Origin of the sequence: Enterococcus sp. AZ050, from assembly GCF_051715085.1 — a bacterium.
Taxonomy (GTDB): domain Bacteria; phylum Bacillota; class Bacilli; order Lactobacillales; family Enterococcaceae; genus Enterococcus; species Enterococcus faecalis.
This window is the reverse complement of the sequence record NZ_JBIOTC010000001.1, coordinates 2,494,336-2,513,396: the sequence shown is the minus strand read 5'-3', so window position 1 is coordinate 2,513,396 and position 19,061 is coordinate 2,494,336. Positions and strand designations below refer to the sequence as shown.

Sequence of the window (19,061 nt, the reverse complement as noted above, 5' to 3'; positions counted from 1 at the left end):
AGGAGCGTGAGAAGGTGAAACAATCACCTGATTTAGAAAATTTTTTTAAAACCTCTATCCAAAAAAATGTAACTATTGAGCGAAAACAACAAAACCAAACCATTTGGCACTGGCTACTGCTTATTTTATTTGGCTTGCTAACCTTTGGCTCACTGACACAGCAGTTACTCCTAATTGGCTTGTTTACACTTATTGCCGCTATTGTTAAAGGTCCCTTAATGCTCGTCTGGGGAACCATCTATTCGGCGTTAGTGGCTTTGTTTCCACCTTTCGCTTTAGTTCTATCTTTACTTTTTTTTATAATTAATTTAGGCACCGTTATGAAAAGTTGGCGGATTACTTTAACAAGTGCTTACTTTTATCTAGTTCCTTTAGGTTTTAGTCTCTTGAAAACGACCGACCGGGTATCAACGCCTTATTTCCTGACAGGCTTGGCTTTGTTAAGTATTTTAGGGCTGCATTTTATATTAGAGTGGCTCTATAAAAATAATAGCTTAGGCCGTTTACTCACGTGGCAAATTATTAGTGTCCCTTTTTCACTCTTACTGATCATTTTACCAAGTCGCCTAACGAAAGGCCGTTTTGGTAAAAAACGAATACCTAAAAAAGTGAAACTCTAAAATAGAAAAGCCTAGGAAAAATCGCAAATGATTTTTTCTAGGTTTTTCTTCGATTCTTTTAATTTAAAAATTCGTTGATTTTCGATTTTAGGACGTCGATAAAACTGGAGAAAGAGAGTTCATTTGTTTGTGAATATGTCCAATGAGCCAATAACAGAAAAACTAAAATAACCAGTATCGCAACCACTAAAAAGGTTCTAATTCTTGCCCTTCTTTTTCTACGTTGAACTGTTAGCCGTGCTTGTTCCCTTACTCTCATAGCTTCTAAATAATACGGACGCCATTTAGGATCATTTTTTCGTTGCTCATAAAATTTAAATTTATGATAAGCCATCAAACTTCCCCCACATCAAATCACTTTTCTTCTAGTATACAAAAAAAGTAGTAAAGATAAAAGGTTACAATTCACCTTTTATCTTTACCACTTATGCTTTTATGCGATTCCTGCACCATTTGGCATTTCTTTTGGTGCTTCAACAATTTGAAGTTTACCTTCTGGTGATTCAGCTGAAAGAATCATTCCTTGGCTAATTTGACCACGCATTTTTCTTGGTTTTAAGTTAGCCACAATGACTACTTTTTTGCCAATTAGCGCAGCTGGATCTGGATAAAATTCAGCAATACCTGAAAGAATTTGACGATGGTTTTCATCCCCAGCATCTAAACGGAATTGCAATAATTTATCTGCTCCTTTGACTTTTTTACAGTCAATAACTTCGGCAACTTTTAATTCCACTTTATCGAAATCATCGTACTTAATTTGTTTTTCTTTCGTTGAAACCAACGTTGTTTCTTCTGGATTCCATTTAATATCCTCTTCTGTAGCACTTTCGCTTTGGGACATTTTCTTTTGAATATACGTTACTTCTGTTTCAATTTCTAAACGTGGGAAAATAGGTGTTCCTTTACTTGTTACTGTTACGTCTGTTGGGAACTCACCAAAATGAATATTTTCCATGTTCATTGTTTCTGGATCTAAGCCTAATTGTTCGAAAATTTTCCCTGGTGTTTCTGTCATGACTGGTTGCAATAAGATTGCCACAATTCGTAAGCTTTCCGCTAAATGGATCATGACACTTTCTAATTCGTTGCGTTTCTCTTCTTCTTTAGCCAATACCCAAGGCGCTGTTTCATCAATATATTTATTTGCACGAGAAACTAGCGTCCAGATTTCTGCAATAGCCGTATTAAATTCCATTTTTTCCATTGCTTCATGATATTTTCCAATAACATTCGCCGCAGTTGTCGATAGTTCACTATCAAATGGGGTAACTTTTGAAGCATAGGCTGGTACTTTGCCATCACAATATTTATTAATCATCGCAATTGTTCGATTCAACAAGTTTCCTAAGTCATTAGCTAAATCATAATTTAAGCGAGAAACGAAATCTTCTGGTGTAAAGACGCCATCACTACCAAATGGAATTGCTCGTAATAAATAATAACGTAACGCATCTAGACCGTAGCGTTCTACTAACATTTCAGGGTAAACAACATTTCCTTTAGATTTAGACATTTTTCCGTCTTTCATCAATAACCAACCATGTCCAAAGACTTTTTTCGGTAATGGTAAATCCAAGGCCATTAACATAATTGGCCAATAAATCGTATGGAAACGCACGATTTCTTTCCCAACCATTTGCACGTTCGCAGGCCAATATTTTTGGAATAATGAATCATCTTCTGAACCATAACCTAGTGCTGTAATATAGTTTGATAACGCATCAATCCATACGTAAACCACATGTTTTGGATCATTTTTTAATGGAATTCCCCAAGAGAAAGTCGTTCTTGAAACGGCTAAATCTTCCAATCCTGGTTTGATGAAGTTATTTAGCATCTCATTTTTACGAGATTCTGGTTGAATAAATTCTGGATGTTCTTCGTAATATTGTACCAAGCGATCCGCATATTTACTCATGCGGAAGAAATAGGATTCTTCTTTAACTAATTCGACTTCGTGACCACTTGGTGCTTTCCCACCAATGACATTGCCTTCATCGTCACGATATACTTCAGCTAATTGTGTTTCAGTGAAAAATTCTTCATCAGAAACTGAATACCAACCTTCATATTCTCCAAGGTAGATATCTCCTTGTTCTACTAAACGATCAAAAATTTGTTGCACGGCTGCCATGTGATAATCATCCGTTGTCCGAATAAATTTATCATAGCTGATATCTAATGTTTTCCATAATTTTTGAACATCTGCTGCCATTTTATCAACGTACTCTTTTGGTGTCACATTCAACTCAGCAGCTTTTTTTTCAATTTTTTGGCCATGTTCATCCACACCTGTTAAATAAAATACATCAAAACCCATTAAACGCTTGTAACGGGCCATAGCATCGCAGGCGATTGTTGTATATGAATTCCCAATATGTAACTTCCCACTTGGGTAATAAATTGGGGTGGTAATATAAAATGTTTCTTTCTGTGACATACAGAAAAAACCTCCTTTAGTCATTTTCCTAAACCCTCAGGATTTACTCCTAAACAGTATACCATAATTAGACATTATTAAACTATATTTCTTGTCGGTTTTCTCTTGAAAATGAAGAAAATGCCAGAAAGAAAAGAGAGAAACACCTGTCTATTTGACAAGTATTCCTCTCTTTTTTCGTTCATTTTTATTCTTTTGTCTCGAAACGAACGATACTATGGTGTCGTCCATAAAAGAAATAAATAGCCAAACCAATCACTACGGCTACGCCAAATACTTGCCAAGTAGCTAAAGACAATTGGAACATTAGAGCCGCGCAAACCACGATTGAAATTAATGGTAGAACCGGCACAAGTGGTACTTTAAATTCACCTGCTTGCGGTTCTCCTTTCATTGTCCGTAATTTGATAATTCCTAAAGCGAGAAACATCAGATAAAAGAGTGTCACGATATTTGTAAGTTCAGCCAACATCTCCATTGGAACAACACCAGCAAAAACCATTGCTAAAAATCCAGCTACATAGGTTGCATTCTTAGGTGTGTGCCGTTTCTCATCGATTTTGCTCATAAACTGCGGCAATAATCCATCTTTACTAATCGCATAAATCACACGGGCTAAACTGTACATCATCGCAATCGTCACTGTTAATAAGGTTAAAATAGCACCAACTGAAATGATTGTCGCAATTGCGCCATGATTAATGAAACGCATCGCAAAAGCCACCGGATCCTTGACCCCTAAATCCGTAAATGGAACAATTCCAGTTAAAACTAACGTAACAACAATATATAACAATGTTGAAATAATAATGGAACCAATAATCCCTTTTGGAATATCTTTTTTCGGATTCTTCACTTCCTCCGCGGCCATGCTGACCGCATCAAACCCTAGAAAGGCAAAGAAAACTAAAGCAGCACCACTGAAAACGCCTGAAAAACCATAAGGAATAAATGGTTGCCAGTTCGTTGGTTTCACATAAAAGATTCCCACGAGAACAAATAATAAAATAATCCCAAACTTCACGAAAACCATTAAGTTATTTAAACGTAACGCTGTTTTCGCTTCTAAAGATACCCAAAAAGTTACGGCTACAACGACCAACATGGCAATCAAATCAATATATGTACCATTTGTTGGATTATAAGCGCCACTTAACGCTTGCGGTAAAGAAAAACCTAAGCTATCCAAAAAGCCATGAACATAGCCTGACCAACCTGAAGCAACGGATGAAACCGCCAAGAAAAACTCACAAATAATCATCCAACCAGTCATCCAAGCCACAATTTCTCCAAAGACCACATACATGTAGGCATACGGCCCACCAATGACCGGAATACGTGATGCAAATTCTGCATAGCATAAACCAGATAAAATAATCGCGGCTGCTGCTACCAGAAATGATAAGACGAGCCCTGGACCTGCATAGCGTTCCGCTGCGACACCTGTCACAACAAAAATCCCTGTTCCTACTACAGCCCCAATTCCTAGAAAAATTAAGTCCATCGTCTTAAGATTTTTTTTCATCCCACCACTGTCATTGACAGTCACAGTGATTTCTTTTTTTCTGAAAATAGACATGTGTTTACCCCCGTAAAAAAAATAAGCGTAAATAAACTATTTACGCTTTCATATACCCTAAAAGAATACCACCTAGAATAACAAAAATGCAACCAAAAATAACATAAAACATTTCTTTTTTTGATTTTCTTTCGCCTAAAAGGAAGATGCCCCCAAGAGTCGAAATAATAATCCCCATTTGTGATAAAGAGAAGCTAATAGCTAAGCCAATTTCACGCATGGTTAATAACATACAAATATTTCCTAAGCCCCAAAGCAGACCCGTCGTCATATTCATCCAAACAAAACGATCAACTTTGACTTTTTTGAAGGCAAAGAAACTAGCCCCCACTAACATACCAATACTTTGTGGCAAAATAATTCCCCACGGATCTAAACCAGTGGCATTAATAATGATGGTATAGACACCATACCCAACTGTTGAGAAAATCAAGGCCCGAATCCCTTTATTAAAATCTAACATACTGTTTGAGGTTTTCGGTTGACTATCATCATCTTGTCGAGCTGTTAAATACACCCCAAAAACTAAAAATGCTAAAGCGATAAAGCCCACAACAAAGTCTTTTGTTTTTGTCCATTCATGGAAAAAAACAGCCCCTGCAACGGTATTAACAACTAACTGCATCCCAGTTGAAATTGGTAAGCCAACTGAAACGCCCATATATTTCATGCTATGAAATTGTTGATTCTGTCCCAAACTCCAGAATAAACCAGATATAAATCCAACAATTAATGTGGCTGTCGTCAACGTAGGCTGGATGACAAAAAAGACAACAATTGAAAATAGTAATGCGCCGATTGTCATACCTAACGTTTGTTGATTGGCGCTTCCACCAATTTTACCGCTGACTAAACCAATACTGCCCCACGCAATCATGGGCACTAAAGCGATAAGTAAACTCATAATATTCTCCTAACAAATTTATTTCATTTCATTCTAACAATAAAAACGTTTTCTAAACAACTAAGAAGAGTAAGAGAAGTTAGCAAGAAAGTTTTAATAAATAAAAAAAGGCCTATCACCTCTTTAATTTGCTGATAGACCTACTTTTTATTTCACTTCATTATAATAACTGAGGGAAGGGAAAAACAATGTCATCGTCGTACCTTGCCCTTCTGTCGATTCGACTGTTAAATCATGACCTAACTTTTTCGCTAAGCTATGAGCCAAATACAGACCAAGACCAGTCGAATGCTGTTCGCTTTTTCGCCCGTTTTCACCAGTAAATCCTTTATCGAAAATGCGTCGTTGATCTTGCATCGGAATGCCAATCCCAGAATCTTTTAAAGATAAATAAATACCTTGTTTATTTTTGGAAATTAGAACCGTAATCGTGCCGCCTTCTGGCGTATACTTGACTGCATTACTTAATAATTGGCGGAAAATAAAAATGACCCATTTTCGGTCGGTTAAAACCGCTTCATCTTCTCCTTCAATTGAGAATTGCAATCTTTTTTGGATAAAATAATTTGCTTGCGTACGAACAACAGATTGCACAATTTCTTTTAAAGAATATTCTTGAAGTAAATAATCTCGAGAAAAGCTGTCCAATCTAGCATAATATAGGACTTGCTCGACATATTCATCAATTTTCCCTAACTCATTTTCCAATAGATAATATTTTTTCTCTGGAATATCATCTTCGACAGATTGTACCAGTAACGTGATAGCCGCTAGGGGGACTTTGATTTCATGAACCCAAGAGTCAATGTAATCTTTTTGGTCCTGTTGGTTGTTAATTGCTTGCTGCATGGTTTGTTGGTGCTCTTGCAATAAACCGTTAATATACGTTTGGACAAGTAGTTCTTCTTCTTTTTCTGCTGTATTCAAATATTCTTGTAAAGAAGGCGGCTCTTTTTCCGTTGCCAACGAAAGCCACCACTTACGTTTTAAATAATAATCAATTGTTAAAAATAGCGATAAAAAAACACTTTGCAGTAAAAAGATATAGCCAACCACTGTCCAATCTAAGCGGACATTAGGAGCCAACCATAAAATAAAACAAGTTAAGAACAGAAAAAATAACCAACCAATTAGTAATAACCAGCGATCTTTTAAATACTTTAGAATGGTCATTGTCTACTCCTATCTAGGGCACCATATAACCGACGCCCACTTTGGTTTCAATATAGCCAGCAATCCCTGCTTGCTCAATTTTTTTTCGTAAACGATTGATATTTACCGTCAACGTATTGTCATCCACAAAACGTTCATCGTCCCATAAAGCGCGCAATAGTTTTTCACGTGTTAAAATTTTTCCGTGCTTTTTCATTAAAAGATACAGTAATCGGTATTCATTTTTACTTAAATCGATCATTTCGCCTTTGATTTCCATTCGTCCATTGTCCACATTTAAAGTAATGCCATTATGTGAAAGCACTTCACTATCCGTATCGGAATAGTTATAAGAGCGGCGCAACAAAGCATTGATTTTAGCAATTAAAACATCTATCTGGAACGGTTTTGTAACAAAATCATCCGCGCCCATGTTCATCGCCATAATCATATCCATATTGGTACTACGACTCGAAATAAAAATAATTGGTACTTTAGAAACTTCACGAATTTTTTGACACCAATAGTACCCGTCGTACACAGGTAAATTAATATCCATCAAGACTAATTGAGGATTCTCCTCTTGAAAATCATCCAATACATCATTAAAATCGGTTGTTCCAATCGTTTCAAATTGCCATTTTTGTAATTCCTCGCTAATTAATTCTCGAATGGTTGTTTCATCTTCGACAATCATGATTTTAGCCATGCAATCCCACCTCTTTTATTTCTAAATTTTCATCTTTCTTATCCTAACAAACTTCATTCTTTTTGGATATAGGACTTTATGATGATTTTTACACTATTTCAAAAATAGGCGCTAATAATTCCCATTCTGATAACATGATGAATTTGCCAACGAAAGCAAAAATACCATCTAATAATAACACAGACATATTAATTCCTAATACAATAGAAGCTTTTTCGACAATTGGCATGGACTTTTTATTTTTCAAAATAAGATATAAAACAAAGTTCGTTCCATAAGTAAAAACTGTTAACAACACAATTAACTCAATCATTTTACCACTTCCTATTTTGGACTTTTCATTTTTCCTTCAATAATTGCTACTCTTAATTATAGCATAATCTTATAAAAAAATCGGCAGAGTCCTAACCATTAAGTAAACAACATAATAGAAGTGGCTTCTTTGGAACTCGCAAGAATCGAGCCTTTTTTAAGAGTTGAAGGTCTTGATCCTTAAAAGACAAGTCCTTCAACTCTAGTATGTTCCATGTATTGGAATTGATACCAACGTACCAAAGTGTAGTGGATCAGACAACCTCAGTTTTTCTAATGATTATATTTGTCATACACTTCTTTTAACTGGTTTAAATCTATTTTTTCATTTGGTACAATTTTTTGGTCACTTCATTTGCTCTAGCTGGATTTGAGTCAGATAAATAACGTTTCAGTTCAGGATTGCCTGTTTGCCAACTGACCCCAAATTGATCTTCCATCCAGCCACACGGCCATTCTTTCCCTTTAGCAGTCACTTGTTGCCATAGCCGATCTATTTCCTCCTGATTTTCACAATCAATATAAATGGAGAAGGCCATGGTAAAATCAAAATCATGTTTATCTCGTGCATCCATTACTCGAAACGGTTGCTCCTGTAATGTGAAAAGTGCTTGCGCAATGTTCCCATCTTCATATTCAACTTTTTCAATTATTTCGCCTGGACCGAAAATCGCCAACCATTCTGATAGAGCTTTGGCTGCTTCGCCATATTTTTCATTAGCAAACATAAAGGTTGGTACAATTGTTTGTTCTTTTCCTGAAAAAGACACTTGCCAAGAGACACCAAATTTGTCCACTACCCAACCATATAAAGGACTAAAAGGATATTCCCCAAAAGGCATCAATATCTGTCCATCTGCTGTTAAATTTTTCCACAACGTTTCTGTTTGTGATAATGTTTTACATTCAACAAAAAATGAACTAGCTGGCGTAAAGGAAAATTCTGGTCCGCCATTTAAACCAATGATTGTTTGGTTCGCCAAGGTAAATTCAATGGTCATTAATGATGTTCCTTGAGGTTGATGCTCCTCATTAACGTAGTTCGTTTTACTTAGAATCGCACCTTTTTCAAAGATTGTTGTATAGAAGTTAGCAGCTTCTTCCGCTTGTGTGTCAAACCATAAACATGGTGAAAATTTAGGCATTGTGGTTCCCTCCTTCGTTTTCTTTAGTGTAGTCAAAGATTGATAAATAAACAAAGAGAACGTTTTAGTATTTATTCATTTCCTTCTGATAGAATCGATAAATTGCTTGTTTTACTTCTTGAAGCAAGGAGGATTTTAAATGTCCCCGTGTCAAAAAATAAAAGGAACGCCAATACTTTTCACCTAACGTTTGGAAGGGGATTTTTTCAGTAATCGCCTTTCTTGAAAGCAACGATTGCCCCATGCCCAATTCCAACATTTTAACAATCATTTCATTATTTTTAACCGTCATGAGTGTTGGGCTTTGATTACTTTCTTCTAAATACTGTTGGGTATAATGAAAGACCCCAGAATCCTTTTCACGTACCAACCAATTCTGATTGGCAGGGTCCCCAGCTAAAACCAATTGATCCTGAATAATTTCTTCACGAGAGGCGCCTTTCGTAATTAATGGTTTTTCGATAAAGCCAAAATCAACTTGATGTTTTTCAACTTTTTCCACTACTTCTTCTGAATTGTTCATTTCTAAAACAAAATTGATCGTTGCATACTGTGTCTGTAAATGCTGCATCAGTTGCGGCAAATAATAAACTGCAAAAGTATTAGACGCAGCAATTCGGCAAGTTTCTTTAGGTAATCTCGCCTGATGAAGAGCTGTTAATGTTTCTTGCCAATCATCAGCTAAATTTAGCAAACGATTATACAAGACTTCCGCTTGCCTAGTAGGGACTACATCTTGTCGACCATTTCTTAAAAACAATGAACAGCCTAATTCTTCTTCTAATTGTTTGATTTGATTAAAAACGGCTGGTTGTGAGATATATAGGCAGGTAGCTGCTTTGGAAAAGTTCATTTGCTCATACACAATTTGAAAAGTCTTTAATAATTTAAACATAGGCATCCTTTCGATAACTTTCTATTATAAATATTATTTTAACTATTTATTTCTCAAATGTAAAAAATTTCGTTATACTGGAAGTAATGAACAAGAAAGAGAGATTTTTTCAATGAGAAATTCAGAAAATGATTATATCCAATCTTTATTCCAAATTCTTCCCGGCTTGCTAACAGCTTTCCTTGTCGCCTGCCTTAGCAAGTTTCTTGCCATCTGGTTACCTAGCTTAGGCGCCGCAACGATAGCTATTTTACTAGGAATCTTTTTGGGAAATACCTTTGTTCGCGGTGCCAATTTAAATCGCGGAACCAAAGTAGCCGAAAGTAAATTACTAGAATTTTCTGTTGTTTTATTGGGAACCACCGTGACCTTTCAAACGATTGCCCAAATTGGCTTACAAGGTGTCGCATTTATTCTCATTCAAATGTCGCTGACCATTATTTTTGCCTATTTGATCGGTAAAAAACTGGCTTTTTCTGATAATATGTCTTTATTGATGGCTGGTGGTAATGCCGTTTGTGGATCCTCTGCCATTGCTTCGATTGCTCCAGCAATTCAAGCAGATGAGGAAGAAAAAGGCCAAATCATTACTTTAGTAAACTTATTAGGAACCGTTTTAATGTTGACCTTACCCATTTTAAGTGGGATTATCTATGGTACCAATTTGTTGGCTCGTAGCGCACTAATCGGAGGGACTTTACAATCAGTTGGTCAGGTTGTCGCCAGTGCCAATATGGTCAATGAGAACGCAGTTCAACTTGCGATGCTCTTTAAAATTATGCGGATTGTCCTACTCGTAGCAGTTGTCTATTTATTTGGACGTTTCAAGCAAAGTAAGACGGCAGAATCAGAGGCTGAGTTGGTAGAAGTCACCAAAAAAAGTAGCGCCCTACCTTGGTATGTAGTTGGCTTTTTCATTGCCTGTGTCTTTAATAGTTTGATTCATTTCCCCGTCGTGATCAGTGATACTGCTCATTTCTTTAGTTCTTGGTTTGAAATTACTGCCTTGGCAGCAATCGGGTTACGACTCGATTTTAAAAAGTTTTTCCAAGAAGGCAAACGTTTCTTAATCTATGGTTTATCAGTAGGAACTGTTCAAGTCGTCCTAGCCATTTTGTTGTTGGCACTGCTACAGTTCTAATGAGGTCGGGACAGAAGCGTTTAACTCCGAGAAATAAGAAGGAATTTCCGAAAATTGTTCTGTAATTTTTGGAGAATTCCGGCTTATTTCCGAAGGAGTTGCTTTTGTTCCCGCCGTTTATCAGTTTTTGAGCGTGGAGCAAAAATCCAAAGTGATTTTTGTCCCACGCTCATTTCAGCTTATTCATGCTATTATGAATAAGGTTTTATTAACTTAAAGGAGTTTTTCGATGTTATTTAGTATTAAAAAAAGCGAATGGTTAGGCAATGAACGAAATGATCTCTTTGCCGGTCTCGTTTCTTCTGTCGCCATTTTACCAGAAGTAATCGGGTTTGCGATTATTGCTGGTGTTCACCCGCTTTCTGCAGTGTTTGCTTCAGCTGTTACTTTACTTGTGATTACTTTTACGGGCGGCCGTCCGGCAATGGTTTCGGCGTCTGCTGGCTCAATGGCCTTAGTCCTTGCAGGCTTAATTCAAGCACATGGTTTGTCATACATGCTTGCTGCGACTATTTTAACAGGCTTTCTACAATTTATTTTAGGTTATTTAGGTATCCATAAATTAATGCGCTTTATTCCCAAGACAGTGATGTACGGATTCGTCAATGCGTTAGCCATTTTAATTTTCATGGCGCAAGTACAACAATTGCCTCATCAAACACTGTGGTCCTACGGCATGATTATCTGTAGTATCTTACTTATTTATCTATTACCTAAGTTTATTACAATTGTGCCTCCTGCTTTAATTGTTATTTTATTCATGACTATCCTGTCCTATTTTTTAAAAGGTCATTTGCAAACGGTAGGTGATCTTGGTGAAATGAGTCAGTTTCATCCAGCGATCCGTTGGCCTAATGTACCCGTCAACTTAGAAACGTTGTGGATTATTTTACCTAGCTCTGTTGCCTTAGCAATGGTCGGGTTAATTGAATCTTTATTGACGATCCCCATTGTGGACAAAATGACAGCGAGCCAAAGTGATAGCCAACGAGAAGTTAAGGCGCAAGGATTCGCTAATATAATTACCGGATTTTTTGGTGGCCAAGCTGGCTGTGCGATGATCGGGCAAGCGGTCATTAATGTTAAATCAGGGGGACGAAAACGGCTTTCTACTTTGATTTCAGGTATTACCCTCCTTCTATTCATTTTTGTTTTTAACTCTGTGATGGTAGCCATTCCTACAGCTGCATTGATTGGGATCATGATGACAGTGGCAGTCGACACCTTTGATTGGGAAAGTTTGCAGCTTTTCCGAACTTTTGAAGTTACTGAAATTGTTATTTTACTCGTGACAGTGGGTGTGATCGTCTATACGCATAATTTAGCTATTGGAATTATTCTAGGTGTTCTTTTAAGTGGTCTTCTTTATCATTTTTTCAAAAAAGAACCAAAAAAAAGTTGCTAGCTTTAGCAACTTTTTTTATTTTTCCCAATATTTCTTCAACGCTTCTTTTTCTATTTTCTTAATGAACGCATCTTTGCCATCCATATATTTATCAATGCTATCGGGGTGTGCTTGGGCCAATTGCTTTTTTAATGTACCATAGGTTGTAGCAATTGCCGGATTTTCTCGTAAATAATTTCGAAAAGCAAGATGGCGCAAAATTTCTTGCGTATTGTCAAACTGATAAATATGCACATGATGTGTTCTTTTTATCGGGCCTTTTCGTAAATAACGACGTCCTGATAGCCCAAATTCCCCCATATATTCATAACCGATTCTTTCAAATTCCCCTTGTAACAGGTCTACTTTTTCAATTTCTTCAACAATGACCAAAAAATCAATAATTGGTTTGGCTGCTAAATTAGGCACAGATGTGCTACCGATATGTTCAACTTTAAGACAATTTTCCTTTAGAATCTGTTTCAACGCTTGGGCTTCTTCTTCAAACTGTTCCACCCAGGCTGGTTGGTATTCAGTAACGATTACCCGCATGATTTCTTCCCTCTTTTCTATATCCGTTTCATATGTAAAATAGGAAACGGATTTCCTTGAGGATCTTCCTTTGATTCACCAATTACTTGAAACCCTTGAGATTGATAGAACTTCACTGCCCCTTCATTTTGTTTATTAGCATCAACAAAGACAATTGATTCTTGCTCTATTAACTTTTTGATAATTTCTCCACCATAGCCTTTACGAAAATAGACTGGGTCAATAAATAACATTTCCAAAGTTTGTTGGTTTGTTCCACTAAACCCCACGCATTTCTGTTCTTCATTTAACCACATACTTAATTGAACTTGTTGAAAATAATCAGGTAAAACCACTTCGATTTTATCAATATCTGCCTGACTCAAAAACAAATGGGTAGCTTCTACTGAAGAACGCCATAGAGAAATTAATTGAGGATAATCGGTTTTTTTTACTTCTTTTTGGTTCAGCATTTTTAATTCCTCCCTATCTAATAAACAAAGTATACCACATTTTGTCTCTCTCAATTCCATAAAAAATAGTCAAATCAACCGTGTTTTTTCTGTCGATTTGACTGTCTCTCTCTATTAACTCTGATGGCTAAACAAGTAAACTAAGCAAAGCCACGATAGCTAAACCGCCTTGTGTTAAAATGATTTTTTTATCACTAGTTAAGCTACCGTACGCCGCCACTAAAATAATATAAATCAATAAAAATTTTGTCATTTCCATCGTTGCTTGCGCAAAATAGACACTATAAATAAGTCCTGCACCGATTAGTCCATTATAGATTCCTTGATTTTTAAACAATGTAGTCACTGATTTTCTTTGTAACTCTTGCTTATCCATTTTAAAAACACGGCTTGTTGTCTCAGATGTTGGTACAATCGTTTCTAAATACATAATGTAGAAAAATTCTACAGCCACCAAGGTTACTAAAATTGTTGAAATTAATGTCATCTGCTCCCTCCTCCCATTCCTTTGAACGAAGTAATTTTATGTAATTTTTGCTATGATGTAAATAGATATGCCTAGCCTTAACGAAAGGAAGAAACCTATGACTTTTCAAGAAACTATTAGCGCCTATATCCAAGAACGTTATCAGATAACGCCCGATTTTCCTTTTAAAAAACATCCAGACTATCTCGTCTTTCGTCATCCTAGAAATGCGAAATGGTTTGCTTTAATTATGCCACTGGATGCACAACTGCTCGGCGCTACCGAGAATAAGCAGCTCACTATTTTAACCGTTAAACTTGCGCCTGAATTGATTGCCTTATTAAAGAACCAACCTGGCTATTTTCCTGCCTATCATATGAATAAAGAGCATTGGTTAAGTCTTTCTGAAGAAATTCCGCTCTCACAAGTTTTTTCATTTATAGATGAAAGTTACCAACGGAGTTATTAAAAAAAAACACCCTACTCAAGGAGTAGGGTGTGAAAGATTAATTAAGCTTATTTGCTTAAAGCGTCTTTTGCTTGTTCAGCTAACGCTGTAAATGCTGCTGCATCGTTAACGGCTAAGTCAGCTAACATTTTGCGGTTGATATCAATCTCTGCCAATTTCAAACCGTGCATTAATTTAGAATAGCTTAAGCCATTCATACGAGCTGCCGCGTTGATACGTGCAATCCATAATTTACGGAAGTCACGTTTCTTTTGACGACGGTCTCTGAATGCATAGTAATAAGAGTTCATTACTTGTTCTTTTGCTGATTTAAATAAAGTATGTTTTGATCCGTAGTAGCCTTTCGCTAACTTAAGGACTTTTTTACGACGTTTACGGGTTACTGTTCCACCTTTAACACGTGCCATGTTGAATTCCTCCTAATATCTTGTTTCTCTTGACGGTAATCTAAAAGTCACCGAGTTGTTTTATTTCATTCTTGCTAATTGTTGGCGGATACGTTTGTAATCGCCTTTTGCAACCATGCTTGCTTTACGCAATTGACGGCGTTGTTTTTTAGTTTTACCGTGGAAACGGTGAGATGTAAAGGCACGGCCACGTTTTAAGCCGCCTCCACCAGTACGTTTTACACGTTTTGCTAATCCGCGGTGTGTTTTTTGTTTTGGCATGACTAATTTTCCTCCTCAAAATCTTTGCTTCAAGTGAAAGACTCTAACAGTCACAACTGTCGAATATCCTTCTTGTAGAAATTACCAAAAGTCCGAATGCTCGGTCTCTTCGTTTACTTGTCGTTTTTCGGTGCCAGCGTTAGAAACATGCTGCGTCCGTCCATTTTCGCTTTTTGTTCCACTGTGGCGATATCCGCAGTTTCTTCAGCTAAGCGATCAAGAACTTTCTGACCAATCTCTTTATGGGTAATGGCACGGCCTTTGAAACGGATAGAAGCTTTCACTTTGTCTCCTTTTTCTAAGAACTTACGCGCATTACGAAGTTTTGTATTGAAGTCATTTACGTCAATTGTTGGACTTAAACGAACTTCTTTGACGTTGATCACTTTTTGTTTCTTGCGAGCTTCACGCTCTTTCTTTTGTTGTTCGAAACGGAATTTTCCATAATCCATAATTCGCGCAACTGGTGGTTTCGCTCCTGGCGCTACAAGTACTAAATCCAAGTTTGCAGATTCAGCGATTTGTAATGCTTCTGCTTTGGTTTTTACACCTAATTGTTCACCATCTTGTCCGATCAAACGTAACTCGCGTGCACGAATGCCGTCGTTAACCATCATATCCTTTGCTATGGTCATTCACCTCCAAAATTTTTAAGAGAAAATCCTAACGGAAGTCTGCTTTGTTTGCTAAATGCAATAAAAAAACAGGTTCCTATCCAGAACCCGCCAACAGTCTGCCTTACTTAAAAAAAATAAGGAATACTTTATCTAGCCCAGCGATATACTCAACTAAGGCGAGAAGCGGGTGCTTCTGCTTTCATTTCTCAACTTCACTAGTTTACCTTAGTTTATCCTAGTTGTCAATATATTTCCTCAAAAAAAAACGAATCTAGCACTAGATTCGTTTGAACTCGTATTTTGATCATTAATAATTAGTGGACTGTCCCAATGTGACTTCCTAGAAACAAATGGTTCAACACATGGTGTACATTTTCTATCCCCTAGGCGATCCCTGTAGTCCCTACAGTTCTTCTATTTATAAGGTTTCTCGTTTAGACAAGCCACGTTCTAAGATTTTTTGGCTTCTAAGATACTCTGAATTTTCTGTACTTTCAGAAAAAGACAACTCTGTTTCGATCTCCTCTGACTCAATACAAATGAGTTCTTTGCCATACCATTGTGCTTTATACAACAGTTTAGCTAAAAATAAAGACCAAGCTAGTTCAGAACGATCATGTTTTGGCGGCCGCTCATTACTGTGATGGGCTTTTTCAATACAAATAACATCGTAACTTGAAACCAATTCCGTTGTAATTTTGTTTAAAATATCCGTCCGTTGGTTGGCTATTTTTTCGCGAATTTTTGCGACTTTTATTTTTTGTTTTTGATAATTTTTTGCTTGCGAAAGATCGACACCTTTTTCTAAAGCAATCATTTTACGCTTGTTTAATTTTCGTTCTTCTTGACGTAGTTTTTGCTTTAAATGCTTTGAACAATAGCTTTTTTCGAAGCTTTCACCATTCGAAAGCAGCGCAAATTTTTCCCTACTGCTACAAATTCCCACCATTTTTTGTTGCTTTGTTTTCGTTTCAATCGGCGCTTCACACAAAATGGAAACATAATAATTGTGACTCGCACTCATAGAAATAGTTACAGATTTTATCTCCCCCAGCGGTTGGCGGTGTACCTTCATTTTAATTAAAGATTTCAATTTAGGTACTTTCAAATAACGATTATCCAAAATTTTGACCGTCCCATGTTGATTGTTCGTAGTGTAGGAATGCACCGTTTCTTTCTTTTTCTTTTTTGGAAAGCCCATCCCTTTTTCCCGATAAAAATTTTTAAAGGCTCGATCCAAATAAACTTGTGCATTTGCCAAGGCTAAACTATCAACTTCTCTGAGGACAGGGTATTGTTTCTTATATTTAGCTGGCGTTGGCATTTTAAACGTTTGTTGAGGATTTTTTCGCATCTCTTTGTAGATATCAATCCGGTCTTGTAACATTAAATTATACACCAAGCGAACACAAGAAAATGTTTTTTGAATAAACTGTTCTTGTTTTGAGGTTGGATAAAGTCTGTATTTATAAGCTTTCAGAGCCTTCATCTCATAACCACCCTACCAAGATAGTTAGAAAAGAAGCTGGTTATAAACCAGCTTTTCTTTTCTTCTCTTCAATTTTTTCACGGTACATTGCAACTTCGTCTTCAGCACAATAAACATAGTGTCCATTGAGAATTTCACGGAGCTCACGATCTTTCCCATCTGCCGCTGCAGGCTGGTAAACGATCCGTTTACGTGTGCGTTCATAGTCTGGATCTGGTAATGGAATCGCAGAAAGTAAACTTTCTGTATAAGGATGAACGCCGAAATTATAGACATCATCACTTGTGCCCATTTCCAATAATTTCCCACTGTGCATTACGCCAATTCGGTCACTGATATGTTTTACCATCGATAAGTCATGTGCGATAAACAAGTAAGTTAAGCCTTGTTCTTTTTGTAAATCTTGTAATAAGTTTACTACTTGGGCTTGAATCGACACATCCAAAGCCGAAATTGGCTCATCACAGATAATAAAACGTGGATTAACCGCTAAAGCACGAGCAATCCCAATCCGTTGACGTTGCCCACCAGAAAACTCATGAGGATAACGCGTACTGTGACTTGGATTTAATCCCACCGTTTTTAAAAGTTCATTGACTTTTTCTTCCCGCTCTTTTGGTGTTTTAGCTAATCCATTGACATCGATTCCTTCAGCAATAATATCATTGACTTTCATTCTTGGATTCAATGAAGCATATGGATCTTGGAAGATCATTTGAACATCGCGGCGGAATGCTTGCATGTCCGCTTTTGATTTAATTTTGCTAATGTCTTTTCCATCGAAAAGAATTTCACCAGCAGTTGGATCATATAAACGAATGACACTGCGACCAGTTGTTGATTTTCCACTTCCTGATTCGCCAACTAATCCAAAGGTTTCGCCTTCAAAAATATGAAAACTAATGTCATCAATGGCTTTTACTTCGTCTTTACGACCAACATTGAAATACTGTTTCAAACCAGTGACTTCTAATAGGACTTTTTTCTCTTCTGCCATTAATTACTACCTCCTGGATTTTTTTGACGCTCTGCATAAATTGCCCAACGACGAACAATCTCTGCTGGAGGCGTAACTTTTGGTGCTTGTGGTGCTAATAACCACGTTGCTGCTTTGTGTGTCGGTGATACTTCAAAATAAGGTGGTTCTTTTTCTGTATCAATTTTTAAAGCAAACTCATTCCGTGGATAGAAGGCATCTCCAGTTGGTGGATCTAATAAATCTGGAGGTGAACCTGGAATCGCATAAAGTTTGTCTTCTGTTCCTTCCATCGTTGGCATTGACCCTAAAAGTCCCCAAGTATATGGATGTTGTGGATTATAGAAAATTTCTTCTGCTGTTCCCACTTCAACCAGACGTCCACCGTACATGACAGCGACACGGTCAGCCACGTTTGCTACTACCCCTAAATCATGGGTAATGAAAATAATCGAAGTGCTAATTTTTTCTTGTAAATCTTTTAATAACTCTAAAATTTGTGCTTGGATGGTTACATCCAACGCTGTAGTTGGTTCATCTGCAATTAGAACTTCGGGATAACAAATTAAAGCAATTGCAATGACAATCCGTTGACGTTGCCCACCAGAAAATTGGTGTGGATAGTTTTTCAAACGTTTTTCAGCATTAGGAATGCCGACTAATTTTAGTAATTCTAATGCTTGCGCTAAGCCTTCTTTTTTTGAGACTTTATTATGTTTGATTAATGATTCCGCCACTTGTTTGCCAATTGGCATCGTTGGGTCTAATGAAGTCATCGGATCTTGGAAAATCATTGCGATTTCTTTACCACGAATGGCTTGCATTTGTTTTTCTGTTTTATGAACAATATCTTGCCCTTTAAACAAAATTTCCCCGTTATCAATATTGGCATTACTGCTCAACAAACGCATAATACTGCGGGTTGTAACAGATTTACCACTCCCTGATTCACCTACGATGGCTAACGTTTCACCTTTATAAAGATCAAAACTCACACCACGAATGGCGTTGACTTTACCTGCAAATGTATCAAAGGAGATTCTTAAGTCTTTAACTTCTAATACTTTTTCCATAGTCATTCACCACTC

Annotated in this window: 21 protein-coding genes, 1 pseudogene and 1 other annotated feature; of the genes and pseudogenes, 4 read left to right on the top strand and 18 right to left on the bottom strand. The window is 36.9% G+C overall.

Annotated features, from left to right (window positions below):
- Positions 1 to 14 precede the first annotated feature (14 nt).
- Positions 15 to 620, top strand: coding sequence for a hypothetical protein (locus tag IGJ04_RS12180; protein WP_438840249.1), 606 nt, complete (start codon positions 15 to 17; stop codon positions 618 to 620).
- Positions 621 to 678: 58 nt separating this feature from the next.
- Here IGJ04_RS12180 and IGJ04_RS12175 read toward each other — a convergent pair whose 3' ends face one another.
- The 9 genes and pseudogenes from IGJ04_RS12175 to IGJ04_RS12135 form a co-directional block, all read right to left on the bottom strand.
- Positions 679 to 954, bottom strand: coding sequence for a hypothetical protein (locus tag IGJ04_RS12175; protein WP_002361374.1), 276 nt, complete (start codon positions 952 to 954; stop codon positions 679 to 681).
- A gap of 99 nt (positions 955 to 1,053) precedes the next feature.
- Positions 1,054 to 3,063, bottom strand: a complete 2,010-nt coding sequence (gene metG, locus IGJ04_RS12170) for a methionine--tRNA ligase (RefSeq protein ID WP_002355813.1) — start codon at positions 3,061 to 3,063, stop codon at positions 1,054 to 1,056.
- Positions 3,064 to 3,250: 187 nt separating this feature from the next.
- Positions 3,251 to 4,642, bottom strand: coding sequence for an amino acid permease (locus IGJ04_RS12165; RefSeq protein ID WP_438840248.1), 1,392 nt, complete (start codon positions 4,640 to 4,642; stop codon positions 3,251 to 3,253).
- Positions 4,643 to 4,682: 40 nt separating this feature from the next.
- Entirely contained in the window at positions 4,683 to 5,546 is an 864-nt protein-coding gene (locus tag IGJ04_RS12160; protein WP_002355811.1) for a GRP family sugar transporter, read from the bottom strand.
- A gap of 147 nt (positions 5,547 to 5,693) precedes the next feature.
- Entirely contained in the window at positions 5,694 to 6,719 is a 1,026-nt protein-coding gene (sapS, locus tag IGJ04_RS12155; protein WP_002358842.1) for a two-component system sensor histidine kinase SapS, read from the bottom strand.
- A gap of 13 nt (positions 6,720 to 6,732) precedes the next feature.
- Positions 6,733 to 7,407: a two-component system response regulator SapR gene (gene sapR / locus IGJ04_RS12150; protein WP_002355809.1), complete on the bottom strand. Its 675-nt coding sequence runs from the start codon at positions 7,405 to 7,407 to the stop codon at positions 6,733 to 6,735.
- 88 nt (positions 7,408 to 7,495) lie between these two features.
- Positions 7,496 to 7,720, bottom strand: coding sequence for a hypothetical protein (locus IGJ04_RS12145; protein WP_002355808.1), 225 nt, complete (start codon positions 7,718 to 7,720; stop codon positions 7,496 to 7,498).
- Between the two features lie 272 nt (positions 7,721 to 7,992).
- Positions 7,993 to 8,864: pseudogene (locus tag IGJ04_RS12140) on the bottom strand (VOC family protein).
- 64 nt (positions 8,865 to 8,928) lie between these two features.
- Entirely contained in the window at positions 8,929 to 9,759 is an 831-nt protein-coding gene (locus tag IGJ04_RS12135) for a LysR substrate-binding domain-containing protein (protein WP_438840247.1), read from the bottom strand.
- 112 nt (positions 9,760 to 9,871) lie between these two features.
- Between IGJ04_RS12135 and IGJ04_RS12130 the strand changes: the two genes are divergently transcribed.
- Positions 9,872 to 10,900 (top strand): YeiH family protein, encoded by a 1,029-nt coding sequence (locus IGJ04_RS12130; RefSeq protein WP_438840246.1) that lies wholly within the window; start codon positions 9,872 to 9,874, stop codon positions 10,898 to 10,900.
- A 229-nt stretch (positions 10,901 to 11,129) separates the two neighbouring features.
- Positions 11,130 to 12,305 carry a SulP family inorganic anion transporter gene (locus IGJ04_RS12125; protein ID WP_252654206.1) on the top strand — a complete coding sequence of 392 codons (1,176 nt, stop codon included), beginning with the start codon at positions 11,130 to 11,132 and terminating at the stop codon, positions 12,303 to 12,305.
- A 15-nt stretch (positions 12,306 to 12,320) separates the two neighbouring features.
- Here the strand turns inward: IGJ04_RS12125 and IGJ04_RS12120 are convergent, their stop codons facing one another.
- The 3 genes from IGJ04_RS12120 to IGJ04_RS12110 all read right to left on the bottom strand — a co-directional run bounded on the left by IGJ04_RS12120 (position 12,321) and on the right by IGJ04_RS12110 (position 13,775).
- Positions 12,321 to 12,836: a GrpB family protein gene (locus IGJ04_RS12120; protein WP_002361365.1), complete on the bottom strand. Its 516-nt coding sequence runs from the start codon at positions 12,834 to 12,836 to the stop codon at positions 12,321 to 12,323.
- A gap of 17 nt (positions 12,837 to 12,853) precedes the next feature.
- Positions 12,854 to 13,348 (bottom strand): GNAT family N-acetyltransferase, encoded by a 495-nt coding sequence (locus IGJ04_RS12115; RefSeq protein WP_002368164.1) that lies wholly within the window; start codon positions 13,346 to 13,348, stop codon positions 12,854 to 12,856.
- Positions 13,349 to 13,415: 67 nt separating this feature from the next.
- Positions 13,416 to 13,775 (bottom strand): DUF1304 domain-containing protein, encoded by a 360-nt coding sequence (locus IGJ04_RS12110; RefSeq protein ID WP_002370721.1) that lies wholly within the window; start codon positions 13,773 to 13,775, stop codon positions 13,416 to 13,418.
- Positions 13,776 to 13,842: 67 nt separating this feature from the next.
- Between IGJ04_RS12110 and IGJ04_RS12105 the strand changes: the two genes are divergently transcribed.
- The gene (locus IGJ04_RS12105; protein ID WP_002385048.1) at positions 13,843 to 14,223 is read left to right on the top strand and encodes an MmcQ/YjbR family DNA-binding protein; all 381 of its coding nucleotides are present in this window, start codon (positions 13,843 to 13,845) and stop codon (positions 14,221 to 14,223) included.
- Positions 14,224 to 14,270: 47 nt separating this feature from the next.
- On the opposite strand, the gene rplT is transcribed toward IGJ04_RS12105, so the two are convergent.
- The 6 genes from rplT to opp1D all read right to left on the bottom strand — a co-directional run bounded on the left by rplT (position 14,271) and on the right by opp1D (position 19,052).
- Positions 14,271 to 14,630 (bottom strand): 50S ribosomal protein L20, encoded by a 360-nt coding sequence (rplT, locus tag IGJ04_RS12100; RefSeq protein WP_002355799.1) that lies wholly within the window; start codon positions 14,628 to 14,630, stop codon positions 14,271 to 14,273.
- Positions 14,631 to 14,690: 60 nt separating this feature from the next.
- Complete coding sequence (rpmI, locus tag IGJ04_RS12095; protein ID WP_002355798.1) at positions 14,691 to 14,891, bottom strand: 50S ribosomal protein L35; 201 nt, start codon at positions 14,889 to 14,891, stop codon at positions 14,691 to 14,693.
- A 113-nt stretch (positions 14,892 to 15,004) separates the two neighbouring features.
- On the bottom strand, positions 15,005 to 15,526 hold the full coding sequence (infC, locus tag IGJ04_RS12090) for a translation initiation factor IF-3 (protein ID WP_002355797.1): 522 nt from the start codon (positions 15,524 to 15,526) through the stop codon (positions 15,005 to 15,007).
- Positions 15,527 to 15,580: 54 nt separating this feature from the next.
- Positions 15,581 to 15,713: a sequence feature (ribosomal protein L20 leader region), on the bottom strand.
- Between the two features lie 213 nt (positions 15,714 to 15,926).
- Positions 15,927 to 16,997: an RNA-guided endonuclease TnpB family protein gene (locus IGJ04_RS12085; protein ID WP_002388929.1), complete on the bottom strand. Its 1,071-nt coding sequence runs from the start codon at positions 16,995 to 16,997 to the stop codon at positions 15,927 to 15,929.
- Between the two features lie 40 nt (positions 16,998 to 17,037).
- On the bottom strand, positions 17,038 to 17,994 hold the full coding sequence (opp1F, locus tag IGJ04_RS12080) for an oligopeptide ABC transporter ATP-binding protein Opp1F (RefSeq protein WP_002361357.1): 957 nt from the start codon (positions 17,992 to 17,994) through the stop codon (positions 17,038 to 17,040).
- Positions 17,994 to 19,052, bottom strand: a complete 1,059-nt coding sequence (gene opp1D, locus IGJ04_RS12075) for an oligopeptide ABC transporter ATP-binding protein Opp1D (protein WP_002355794.1) — start codon at positions 19,050 to 19,052, stop codon at positions 17,994 to 17,996. The genes opp1F and opp1D overlap by 1 nt, the downstream gene beginning before the upstream one ends.
- Positions 19,053 to 19,061: the final 9 nt, after the last annotated feature.